The organism is Polaromonas sp. P3_C2, assembly GCF_056402675.1.
Map to the genome: position 1 here is coordinate 1 of NZ_JBFUGX010000053.1, position 11,221 is coordinate 11,221.

The window sequence follows — 11,221 nt, forward strand, 5'->3', positions numbered from 1 at the left end:
AGCAGGGGCCGCGGAACCGGCTTTGCCGGGCCGCAGGCGCCGTCCCCTGCAAGGGGAAAAGGGCTACACGCAGTGAGCCCGATAGGGGTGTGCTTCATGTTCAGGTCTTGTCCTACAGGTCCCGCCGCGAGGCGCCTGTAAATTAATGCAACGTTTCTTTTCAGGAACACCACCSGGCTTCATGCCGCCAAGGCTGGCCACTCAACGCGCAACATGCCGCAGACACAGGGCATGCTTGTAGAAGAAGTCCTGACGACAGTGGAGACAACCCCGTATGAACGAAATTCTGGCCATATGGGCTGAGTGGATCAAGCCGTCGGCAGGTTTGCCGACCGTGCAATGGTCCATTCTGCTGGCGGTAGCGGCTGCTGCCGGCCACCTCGCCAACCGCTACACAGGCCTGCCCAAGGTCATCGGCTATTCACTCGTCGGCGGGCTGGCCGGACTGGCCGGTTTTACCGGCGCCGTGTGGCCATTGCAGGGCACCGGGCTTTTCCTGCTGGAGCTGGGCGTTGCCGTGGTGCTGTTTGAAGCGGGCGGGCGCATTCCGCTGCGCTGGTTTCGCCACAACCCCATGGTGCTGGTGCAAAGCCTGGCTGAATCTGCCCTCACCTATGTTTTTGTCCACTGGGCCCTGAGCAAGCTGGGCGTGCGCGAGATCGTTGCGGAGTCGCTCGCGCTGCTGGCCATGGCCGCATCACCGGCCGTTCTCTCGCGTGTGGCGATCGACACAGGTGCCGCCGGACCGGTGACGGAACGCGCCCTGGTGCTGTCAACGCTGGGCACCCTGTATRCCCTCACGCTGTGCAGCGCCCGCGCCGGCCTGATGCCGCGGGGCGAAGCCGCGCTGTCAAGCCCGCTCTACGCAGTGCTGGTGGTGCTGGGCCTGTCCGTCGTGGTCGGCGCTGTGCTCGCCCTCACATTGCGCATCGCCTTGCGGGTGATGAGCCCCACCAGCGAGAACACCGCCATCCTGCTGCTGGCACTGATCGCCACAGGCGCGGCGCTTGCAGCCCACTTCGGCGGCTCGGCGCCGCTGGCGGCCCTGCTGGGCGGCATGCTGCTCAAGCAACTGAACCCGCGCCCCTGGTCATGGCCGCGGCAGATGGGCACTGCCTCGTCGATGCTGACCATGTTGATGTTTGTGCTGGTCTCCGTGGTCGCCGCGCAAGCAGACTGGAGCGGGCCTGTTGCCGGGCTCGTCATCGGCATGGTCGTGGCCCGCATGGTTGCCAAGATTGCCGGTGTCGCCATCGGTAACGTGGGCAGCGGCGCCAGCTGGAAGCAGGCCCTCTGGGTCGGCTGCGCGATGTCGCCGATGTCATCGGTGGCGCTGCTGCTGGTTTCACAGTTTGCGGCGGCCTCGGGCGCCACGGGGCGTCAGATTGCCAGCGTGGCCCTGCCTGCAATCTTGCTGATGGAAGTGCTGGGTGCCGTGCTCGCCACCGTGGCCATCTACCGCTCGGGCGAAAGCTCCAAACCCTGGGCGCCGCTCACACGCAGCCCTTCAACAGGACCTGTTCATGAGTCTTGAACCTTTCCAGAAGTCCGCAGCCCTCTCGCTGGGTGTCGAGCTTGAACTGCAGCTCGTCAATACCCACGACTATGACCTCGCGCCGTATGCCGAAGACATGCTGCGCCTGATGGCCAAAATTCCGCTACCCGGCGCCGTGGTGCCGGAGATGACGTCCAGCATGATCGAGATCTCGACCGGCGTGTGCCATAACGCCTCGGAGGTGCTGGGCCAGCTTTCGCAGATTCGCGACGCGCTCGTCAAGAGCGCCGACAAGCTCAACATTGCGGTGGTGGGCGGCGGCACGCATCCGTTTCAGCAATGGCACGAGCGCCGCATTTACGACAAACCGCGCTTTCGCGAACTGTCGGAGCTGTACGGCTACCTTTCCAAGCAGTTCACGATCTTCGGCCAGCACGTGCACGTGGGCTGCCCCGACGCCGACAGTGCCCTGCTGACGCTGCACCGCATGTCGCGCTATATCCCGCACTTCATTGCCCTGTCGGCATCTTCGCCTTACGTGCAGGGGCAAGACACAGCGTTTGATTCGGCGCGCCTCAACTCCGTGTTTGCCTTCCCGCTATCGGGCCGTGCACCGTTTGCCCTGACGTGGGACGACTTCACCGTGTACTTCGACAAGATGACGCGCACCGGCGTGGTCAAGAGCATGAAGGACTTTTACTGGGACATCCGGCCCAAGCCGGAGTTCGGCACCATCGAGATCCGCGTGTTCGACACCCCGATGACCGTGGAGCGTGCCACCGCGCTGGCCGGCTTTGTGCAGTCACTGGCCTCCTGGTTCATGCACGAACAGCCCTTCATGCCGGTCGAGGACGACTACCTGGTCTACACCTACAACCGCTTCCAGGCCTGCCGCTTCGGGCTGGACGCAGTCTATGTCGACCCGGCCACGGGCGGGCACATGCCGCTGCGCGAGCACATCCTGCTGACCATGGCACAGATTGAACGCCATGCCACCGGCATGGGTGCCGGTGCGTCGCTGCACCTGCTGCGCAACAGCGTGGAGCGTGCCGACAATGACGCCCGCTGGCTGCGCGAAAAGCAGGGCGAGGAACACCTGCTGGCCGAAGTCATACGCCAGGCGGCCGACCGTTTCCGCGGTGGCGTCACGCACCAACAACATCCCTGATCCGGCTTTGCCGGATACCCTTGTATGCTCGGCATATGGGTGAATTTGACCTGATCGCACGCTATTTCACGCGTCCCGCCGGCCGGGCCGTCCTGGGTGTCGGTGACGACTGTGCATTGCTGCAGCCCGCGCCCGGCACACAACTGGCCATCTCCAGCGACATGCTGGTCGAGGGCCGGCATTTCTTTGCAGATGTAGATCCTTTTACCTTGGGCCACAAGGCGCTGGCCGTCAACCTCAGCGACCTCGCCGCCTGCGGCGCCCAGCCCCTGGCATTCACACTGGCCCTGGCCTTGCCCCTTATCGACGACGCCTGGCTGGCCGCGTTTTCGCAAGGCCTGCTGTCGCTGGCCGATGCGCACGGCTGCGAACTGGTGGGCGGCGACACCACCCAGGGGCCGCTCAACATCTGCATCACGGTGTTCGGCGAAGTGCCTGTGGTCGGCGGCAAGAGCCAGGCATTGCTGCGCTCCGGCGCAAAGCCCGGCGACGACATCTATGTCAGCGGCACGCTGGGTGACGCCCGGCTTGCCCTGGAGGCGCTGCGCGGCGCCCTGGCCCTGCCTCCAGGCGTCCTTGCACAGACCCGCCAGCGGCTCGAACAACCCACGCCGCGCGTCGCCCTCGGCCTGGCCCTGCGGGATGTTGCCTCTGGAGCCATCGACGTGAGCGACGGCCTGCTGGGTGACTTGCAACACATCCTCAAGGCATCCGGCGCCGGCGCTACCATCGACACCTCGCTTACTATCAATTTGATAGCTGTCCGCGCTTGTCCTGATTGGGCCGAAGGCACAATTCCCCATGAAAAGCAGCTGGAATGCGTACTGGCAGGCGGGGATGATTATGAGCTCGCCTTCACCGCGCCGCCCTCCGCGCGTGAGGCCGTACGGGCAGCTTCACGGCTTGCCGCAACGCCCGTCACCCGCATCGGGAAAATCGACTCCCAGCCAGGCCTTCGACTGATTGATGCACAAGGAAAAGCTGTTTCGCAGCACTTCTCCTCGTTTGATCACTTTGTCGGGAAATAGACAAGGAAAGACAGCGCGTTTGTGCGCCGGCACCGGCGTGGTTCAGGTCCCCGTCTGTTTGCGCAGCCGGGCGTGGCGCGCCAGACTCTGTACAAACCGGGTTGCTGCCCGCAGGGCGGCCGGCGCGGCCCCGTTGCCGAAATTCTCCACGGCCTCGCGGCGTAGTTGCCTCGCACGCTGCCCGGCCAGATCGATCAGGCGGTTGTGCTCGTCAAGCGAAAGGGTGCGGCTCATGATGTTTTCCTTTTCTGTCCCCGGGGTTTGCGGGGGGTGAAAGCACTGTAGGAAAAGCACGGCCCGCCGGAAACGGCATGGTCCGCAAATGGGTCTTGCGCTGGCTGCAAAGCCGCCCGCAGGCCCTGTACTGGTTACCATTGACCCATGCGCAACCTTGGCTTCGACGACATGCTCCTCTTTGCCCGCGTGGCCGAGCTGGGCACCCTCTCGGCCGTTGCCCGCGAACGCGACGTACCGGTCAGCCAGGTTTCGCGCAGCCTGAGCCGCATCGAAAAAGCCTGCGGTACGCGCCTGATCCATCGCTCCACGCACGGTTTGGCGCCCACCGCCGAGGGCGAAACCTTTCTGCAGTACTGCCGCCGCATCGTGGGAACGCTCGACGAGCTGGAAGGCGAATTTGMCAGCCAGTCGCGGCAAGCCACCGGCTGGGTGCGTGTGGCGGCCAGCACGGTGGTCGCCCAGTACCTGCTGGCGCCCAGTTTTGACAGCCTGCACCGGCGCCATCCGCAGCTGTGCGTGGACCTCCAGGTGGAAGACCGGCTGGTGGACATGGCGCGGGACGGCATCGACATCGCGATTCGCACCGGCACACCGGTGACCGACACGGTCGTTGCCCGGCAAATCGGTGCGCTGGGGCGGCGGCTGTATGCTGCGCCGGGCTACCTTCAGGCTTACGGAACACCCCGGCACCCCGACGAACTGCATAACCACCGGCTGATCACCAACAGCGGCGTGCCCATGCTCAACCACTGGCCTTTCGTGATTGACGGGAAACCCAGCGTGATCGTGCCCAAGGCATCCTGGCGCTCCGACAATACCGGCATGACCGCCACGCTCACGCTGCAGGGCCTGGGTATTTCACGTTGCGCCACGCTGGTCGCCGAACCGCTGGCGCGCCAAGGCTTGCTCGTTCCGGTGCTTGCGGACTTTGTCGACGAACAACCCAGCCCGATTTACGCCGTTACGCTCACCAACCGCCACCGCCTGCCCAAAATCAAGGCCTGTATCGACCATTGGGCCGAGTGGCTGGAAAAAACCAGCGCGGCCCCAGCCTCATGACCATGACATCCGAATTCACCCCCCCACCAGAAGCCCCCAGCCCGGCGCGGTTCCGGCCCAATGTCCGGTTCCTGCTGTCGCATCCTGCGCATTTCATCGCCCTCGGTTTCGGCTCGGGCCTGAGCCCGGTGGCGCCCGGCACGGCCGGCACACTCTGGGCCTGGCTGGCTTTTCTGGTGCTGCAGCAGTGGCTGTCGCCGGCCGACATGGGCTGGCTGATTGCCGCCTCTACCCTGATTGGCTGGTGGGCCTGCACCGTCACCGCGAAGGCCATGAACGTGCTCGACCCCGGCAACATCGTCTGGGACGAAGTGGTGGCCTTCTGGCTGGTGTTGTGGCTGGTCATGCCGGCGGGCTTCGAAGCGCAGCTCGCCGCGTTTTTGCTGTTTCGCTTTTTTGACGCCGTGAAGCCCGGCCCGGTGGCATGGGCTGATCAGGCTTTCAAGGGCTTTAGCTGGCGCGGCGGCTTCGGGATTTTGTTTGACGACTTCGTGGCGGCGTTCTGCGCCCTGCTGGTGATCGCCTTCTGGAGATTCTGGTGAGCAGCACATTGCTATCAAAAGAGGAGCTGCTTGCGCCCGTCTCTATTGCCTTGGTGGTCGATTTATTGCTCAAAAAGGGCTGGATGCTCGCCACGGCCGAAAGCTGCACCGGCGGCATGATCTCGGCGGCGTGCACCGACCTGGCGGGCTCCAGCGCCTGGTTCGAGCGCGGCTTTGTCACCTATTCCAACGAAGCGAAAAACGAACTGCTGGGTGTCGACGCTGCGCTGATTGCCGTGCACGGCGCTGTCAGCGAGGAAGTGGCCCGTGCGATGGCTTCCGGCGCCCTGGGCCACTCCCGTGCACAGGTGTCGGTGGCGGTCACCGGGGTGGCCGGCCCGACGGGCGGCAGTGCCGCCAAACCCGTCGGTACGGTATGGTTTGGTTTTGCGCTTCCCGGCCGGCTGGTGTCTGAAGTCCGGCGCTTTGACGGCGACCGGGCCGCGGTGCGCAGCGCCACGGTGCAGCATGCGCTGCAGCGGCTGCTGCAATTGCTGCGCGAAGCCGGCTGACGCGTGAGCGACGCCGGCACAAACCGAAGCGCTATAGAGTCGCGAAGCCACGAGGCCACCCGAAAACAACCACCCAGGAGACACCATGCACCCCAACCAGGCCACCCTCGAGAAGTTTTACAGCGCTTTTACACGGCTGGATTCCGACACCATGGCGACCTGCTACGCCCCGGACGCCGCTTTCGACGACGCGGCGTTTTCGCTGCGGGGGCACCGCGAGGTCACCGGCATGTGGCACATGCTGTGCGACGCCACAAAAGCCAAGGGCATGGATGTATGGAAGCTCACCTACAGCGGGCTGGAAGCCGGCGCGAGCACGGGAAAGTCGCACTGGGATGCCTACTACCGCTTCAGCGCCACCGGGCGCATGGTGCACAACAGCATTGACGGTGCGTTTGAATTCAATGAACAGGGCCTGATCACGCGGCACCGTGATCACTTTGATTTCTGGACCTGGTCGCGGCAGGCGCTGGGCGCGCCCGGCCTGCTGCTGGGCTGGACGCCCTTCCTGCGCAACAAGGTGCGCGCGCAGGCGGCAGCAAATCTGCAAAAATACTTGGCCCAACGCAAGAGTTGATCCAAACGGGAGTTTTCATGTCCTGGTTTGACGGTTTTGAATCACGCAGCTTTGAGGTCAACGGCGCGTCCATCAACGCGCGGTTTTCCCGGGTCGTGCCGGGCGATCCGCTGCGCCCGGCCCTGTTGCTGCTGCATGGTTTCCCGCAGTCGCATGTGATGTGGCACCGCGTGGCGCAACGCCTGGCAAAACACTACTTCCTGGTCATGCCCGATTTGCGGGGTTACGGAGACTCTTCCAAAACCGCAGGCCTGCCCGACCACAGCAACTACAGCAAACGCAACATGGCGCACGACATGGTCGGGGTGATGGATGCCCTGGGTGTGGACCGCTTTTACCTCAGCGGCCACGACCGCGGCGGGCGTGTGGCGCACCGGCTGGCGCTGGACTATGCGGCACGCGTGCAAAAACTCTGCATCATCGACATCGCCCCCACACTGGACATGTATGAAGGCCGCAGCATGACGGAGCCCTACATGGCGTTTGCGCGTGCCTACTACCACTGGTTCCATATGTTGCAGCCGGCGCCGCTGCCCGAAATCATGATGGGCGCCAACCATCCCGAAACCGCCAAAGCCTACCTGCACGCCAAGCTAGGCGGCTGGGGCAGCGCGGGGCTCAATTACATCGAACCTCAGGCCCTGGCCGAATATGAACGCTGCTTTTGCAACGCCGAAGCGCTGCATGCGGCCTGCGAAGACTACCGGGCAAGCGCCGGGATTGACCTGGACCACGACCGCGAAAGCCGCGCGCAGCACCTGAAGGTGGTCTGCGATTTGCTGCTCCTGTGGGGCGAACGCGGTGTGGTGCACCGGATGTTCGATCCGCTGGCGCTGTGGGAGGCGCAATGCAGCGGCGAGGTCTCGGGCCATGCCATGGCGGCGGGCCATTTCATCCCCGAGGAACAGCCCGTGGCGACGGCCACCGCGCTGCACAACTTCTTTCGCTGACTTCAAGGGGCGGCCATGTCGACTTACACGGCAGAGGTTTTGTGGGAAATCAATGGCGGCGATTTCCCGGGAAACCGCTACAGCCGCAGGCACCTGATCCGCTTCGACGGAGGCCTCGAAGTGCCGGGCTCTTCTTCACCGCATGTAGTGCCCCTGCCGATGTCGGACGCGTCAGCCATGGACCCGGAAGAGGCATTCGTCGCCTCGCTGTCGAGCTGCCACATGCTGTGGTTTTTGTCGATCGCGGCCAAACGCAAGTTTTCCGTGACACGCTACTTTGATGCGGCCAGTGGTGTGATGGAAAAGAACGCGGAAGGAAAAGTCGCCATGACCACCGTCACCTTGCGGCCTGACGTGGCGTTTGCCGGTGAACGCATGCCGACACGCGCCGAGATCGACAAGCTGCACCACGAGGCCCACGACGCCTGCTTCATCGCGAACTCGGTGAAAACCGATGTGCGCTGCGAGCCTGTGTATGGCGACGCATGACTGACCGCAGGCCGTTGCTGATCGCTCTCGGCCTGCTGGTACTGGCCGCGCTGGTGTGGTCGGGGATGGCGCCGTATGACCGGGGCACCTGGATGCTCGAGGTGGCGCCCGCCGTCATCGCCGCACCGGTACTGCTGGCCACGGGCCGGCGCTACCCGCTGACGACCTTGCTGTACGTGCTGATTGCGCTGCACATGCTGGTGCTGATCATGGGTGGCGCCTACACCTATGCCAGGGTGCCGCCGGGTTTCTGGCTGCAGGACTTGTTTCACCTGGGCCGCAACCCTTACGACAAGATCGGCCACTTCATGCAGGGGCTGGTGCCTGCGATGGTGGCACGCGAGGTATTGCTGCAGCGCGGCTACCTGGGCAGCCGCCGCATGGCAGGGTTTCTGTCAGTGTGCGTGGCCATGGCCATCAGCGCGGTGTATGAACTGGTGGAGTGGTGGGCCGCCTTGGCGCTGGGTCAGGGCGCGGATGAATTTCTGGGAACCCAGGGGGATCCCTGGGACACGCAGTCGGACATGTTCATGGCCTTGATCGGAGCTGCGGTGGCGATCACGCTGCTGGGCCGGTGGCATGACCGGCAAATGCGCAAGCTGTCGGGTTTGCAGGAACTTTGGCCGCAGGGCAATTGGGCTGGGCGCTAGTCGCTATTGAATTCATAGCAATCGGGTGGAATCCATCTGGAAGGCAGCTCTYCCTCTTGCGACCTCATGCCCTGCGTGCCAACCCTGCCAGAATCCCCCCATGCAATTTTTCAAAGACCTCAACCTCGCCGCCTTCACCGCGGGCTTCGTCGCAGTCCTGGTCGGCTTCACCAGCTCGGTTGCCATCGTCTTTCAGGCAGCCCTTGCCTTCAACGCCACGCCTGCCGAGATTGCCTCGTGGATGTGGGCGCTCGGCATCGGCATGGGTTTGTGCTCTCTTGTGCCGTCGTTGTGGTTGAAAAAGCCGGTGATGGTGGCCTGGTCCACACCGGGTGCCGCCGTGCTGGCTACTGCAGGGCTGGCTGGCGGTTTCTCGATGGGAGAGGCGGTTGCGGCATTTATGGTCAGCGCGGCGCTCATCACCTTGTTCGGCATCACCGGCTGGTTTGAAAAAGTCATGAACCGCATTCCTGTGGCCATCGCCTCCGCGTTGCTGGCGGGTGTGCTTGCGCGCTTCGGCATCCAGGCCTTTGCGGCAGCTCAAACGGCTTTGCCTTTGGTGCTGCTGATGCTGGCGATCTACTTATTGGGCAAGCGGTTGATGCCGCGCTATGCGGTAGTGCTGACGCTGGTCGGAGCCATTGTGTTTGTCGCTGCGCGCGGGCAACTGGCGTGGTCTGGGGTCGCTTTTTCGTTGGCGATGCCGGTGTTCGTGATGCCGAAGTTCACACTGGCCGCCATTGTCAGCCTGGCCATTCCGCTGTTTGTGGTGACCATGGCTTCGCAGAATCTGCCGGGCGTGGCAGCCATCCACGCCGCCGGTTATGGGCCGGACAGTCCGGACGGCGGCATTCCGGTGTCAAAAATCATCACGCTGAGCGGCCTGACCACGCTGGTGCTGGCGCCTTTTGGCGCGTTTGCCCTCAACCTGAGCGCCATCACGGCGGCCATCTGCATGGGCCGGGAAGCGCATGAGGACCCCGCCAGGCGGTACACCGCGACCGTATGCTGCGGCGCGATCTACATCGTGATCGGCATATTCGGCGCAGCGATCACCGGCCTGCTGACAGCTTTCCCAAAAGAGCTGGTCGTGGCCATTGCCGGGCTGGCGCTGCTGGGTACCATCGGCAACGGCCTGGCCGCGGCGGTGAAGGAGGAATCGCACCGGTAAGCGGCGCTTATCACTTTTCTCGTCACCTTGTCGGGCGTCGTAATAGCCGGTGTGGGCTCGGCCTTTTGGGGTGTCGTCGCGGGCGCGATTGCGCTCTTTGTACAACAATACGGCCAACAGCGCCGGGAAGCCCGCTCCGGGGCGGCGCCAAACCCTGGGACACGTTCCACACCATGAATCTTCTTTTTGTTGCCGATCCGCTCGAGTCATTCAAGATTTACAAGGACACCACCTTTGCCATGATGCGGGAGGCGCAGCGGCGCGGGCACCGCGTCAGCGCTTGTGAGCCGGCCGACATGAGCTGGGAGACCGGTGCGAAAGTCACAGCCCAGGTGCGCCACATCACGCTGACAGGCGACGCAGATGTGTGGTTCACGGCCGATGCCGCCCGGCCCGACGGCCGCGAAGCCATTGCGGGTTTTGATGCGGCGGTCATGCGCAAGGACCCGCCTTTTGACAGCGAATACTTTTACAGCACGCACCTGCTGGAGCAGGCCGAGCGCGAAGGCGCCAGGGTCTTCAACAAGCCTGCCGCCTTGCGCGACCATCCTGAAAAGCTTGCCATCCTCGAGTTTGCGCAATTCAGCGGCCCGACGCTGGTCACGCGAAGTGCGGCCGACATCAAGCGCTTTCATGCCGAGCACAAGGACATCATCCTCAAACCGCTGGATGGCATGGGCGGCATGGGCATCTTCCGCGTGAAGGAAGACGGCCTGAATCTGGGCAGCATCACCGAAACACTGAACAGGAACGGCGCCGAAAGCGTGATGGTGCAGAAATTTTTGCCCGAGATCGTCAAGGGCGACAAGCGCGTGCTGGTCATCGGGGGAAAACCGGTTCCTTTCAGCCTGGCGCGCATTCCCCAAGGCAGCGAAGTGCGCGGCAATCTGGCGGCCGGCGGCGTGGGTGTGGCGCAGCCGCTCTCAAAGCGGGATTTTGAAATTGCCGAAGCGCTGGGCCCGGTGCTGGCCGCGCGCGGCCTGCTGCTGGCCGGCGTCGACGTGATCGGCGACTATGTGACCGAGATCAATGTGACCAGCCCGACCTGCTTCCAGGAAATCCACGACCAGGCCGGTTTTGACGTGGCGGCCATGTTCATTGACGCACTGGAGTCGGCCCTCACGACAGCCGGCGCCTGACGGCCTGATCGCACAAGCGGGCAGCAGCTGTCAGGCGGCGATGAGTGCGCCGCCTTCAAACACCTTGAGTTCCCCGGGCGCAAATGAGGTCCAGTTTTCATTGGTAGTGAGCGGCGCCGTGACCACCACGGCGACGCGGTCGGTCGGCCTGGTGTGCTCGGCAAAATTCACGCTCACATCCTCGTCGCTCAGCGTGGCATGCGC

The 11,221-nt window shown here is 63.9% G+C and carries 13 protein-coding genes and 1 pseudogene; 12 read left to right on the forward strand and 2 right to left on the reverse strand.

Going from position 1 to position 11,221, the window contains the following annotated elements; all coding sequences use genetic code 11:
* Positions 1–274 precede the first annotated feature (274 nt).
* From AC1DWI_RS04145 to thiL, 3 genes are read left to right on the forward strand one after another with little or no spacing between them, the layout of a single operon-like run.
* Complete coding sequence (locus AC1DWI_RS04145; RefSeq protein WP_477724421.1) at positions 275–1,534, forward strand: cation:proton antiporter; 1,260 nt, start codon at positions 275–277, stop codon at positions 1,532–1,534.
* A complete protein-coding gene (locus AC1DWI_RS04150; protein ID WP_477670716.1) occupies positions 1,524–2,663 on the forward strand; it encodes a YbdK family carboxylate-amine ligase in 1,140 nt (379 codons plus the stop codon). The genes AC1DWI_RS04145 and AC1DWI_RS04150 overlap by 11 nt, the downstream gene beginning before the upstream one ends.
* Before the next feature lie 35 nt (positions 2,664–2,698).
* A complete protein-coding gene (gene thiL / locus AC1DWI_RS04155; RefSeq protein WP_477670715.1) occupies positions 2,699–3,691 on the forward strand; it encodes a thiamine-phosphate kinase in 993 nt (330 codons plus the stop codon).
* A gap of 42 nt (positions 3,692–3,733) precedes the next feature.
* Here the strand turns inward: thiL and AC1DWI_RS04160 are convergent, their stop codons facing one another.
* Positions 3,734–3,925 carry a hypothetical protein gene (locus AC1DWI_RS04160; protein WP_477670714.1) on the reverse strand — a complete coding sequence of 64 codons (192 nt, stop codon included), beginning with the start codon at positions 3,923–3,925 and terminating at the stop codon, positions 3,734–3,736.
* 147 nt (positions 3,926–4,072) lie between these two features.
* Between AC1DWI_RS04160 and AC1DWI_RS04165 the strand changes: the two genes are divergently transcribed.
* The 9 genes and pseudogenes from AC1DWI_RS04165 (at position 4,073) to gshB (ending at position 11,017) form a co-directional block, all read left to right on the forward strand.
* Positions 4,073–4,987, forward strand: a complete 915-nt coding sequence (locus AC1DWI_RS04165; RefSeq protein ID WP_477724422.1) for a LysR family transcriptional regulator — start codon at positions 4,073–4,075, stop codon at positions 4,985–4,987.
* A 2-nt stretch (positions 4,988–4,989) separates the two neighbouring features.
* A complete protein-coding gene (locus AC1DWI_RS04170) occupies positions 4,990–5,529 on the forward strand; it encodes a phosphatidylglycerophosphatase A family protein (RefSeq protein ID WP_477670712.1) in 540 nt (179 codons plus the stop codon).
* Positions 5,526–6,041 (forward strand): CinA family protein, encoded by a 516-nt coding sequence (locus tag AC1DWI_RS04175; protein ID WP_477670711.1) that lies wholly within the window; start codon positions 5,526–5,528, stop codon positions 6,039–6,041. Before AC1DWI_RS04170 ends, AC1DWI_RS04175 begins: the two co-directional genes overlap by 4 nt.
* Before the next feature lie 85 nt (positions 6,042–6,126).
* The gene (locus AC1DWI_RS04180) at positions 6,127–6,618 is read left to right on the forward strand and encodes a nuclear transport factor 2 family protein (protein ID WP_477670710.1); all 492 of its coding nucleotides are present in this window, start codon (positions 6,127–6,129) and stop codon (positions 6,616–6,618) included.
* Positions 6,619–6,635: 17 nt separating this feature from the next.
* On the forward strand, positions 6,636–7,568 hold the full coding sequence (locus AC1DWI_RS04185; protein WP_477670709.1) for an alpha/beta fold hydrolase: 933 nt from the start codon (positions 6,636–6,638) through the stop codon (positions 7,566–7,568).
* 15 nt (positions 7,569–7,583) lie between these two features.
* The gene (locus AC1DWI_RS04190) at positions 7,584–8,057 is read left to right on the forward strand and encodes an OsmC family protein (protein ID WP_477670708.1); all 474 of its coding nucleotides are present in this window, start codon (positions 7,584–7,586) and stop codon (positions 8,055–8,057) included.
* Positions 8,054–8,707 carry a DUF2238 domain-containing protein gene (locus AC1DWI_RS04195; protein ID WP_477670707.1) on the forward strand — a complete coding sequence of 218 codons (654 nt, stop codon included), beginning with the start codon at positions 8,054–8,056 and terminating at the stop codon, positions 8,705–8,707. Before AC1DWI_RS04190 ends, AC1DWI_RS04195 begins: the two co-directional genes overlap by 4 nt.
* A 100-nt stretch (positions 8,708–8,807) precedes the next feature.
* Positions 8,808–10,055, forward strand: a pseudogene (locus tag AC1DWI_RS04200) (benzoate/H(+) symporter BenE family transporter).
* Entirely contained in the window at positions 10,052–11,017 is a 966-nt protein-coding gene (gene gshB / locus AC1DWI_RS04205; protein WP_477670706.1) for a glutathione synthase, read from the forward strand. The pseudogene AC1DWI_RS04200 and the gene gshB overlap by 4 nt, the downstream one beginning before the upstream one ends.
* Before the next feature lie 30 nt (positions 11,018–11,047).
* Here gshB and AC1DWI_RS04210 read toward each other — a convergent pair.
* The coding region (locus AC1DWI_RS04210; protein WP_477724423.1) for a class II glutamine amidotransferase at positions 11,048–11,221 on the reverse strand (174 nt) is incomplete at its 5' end.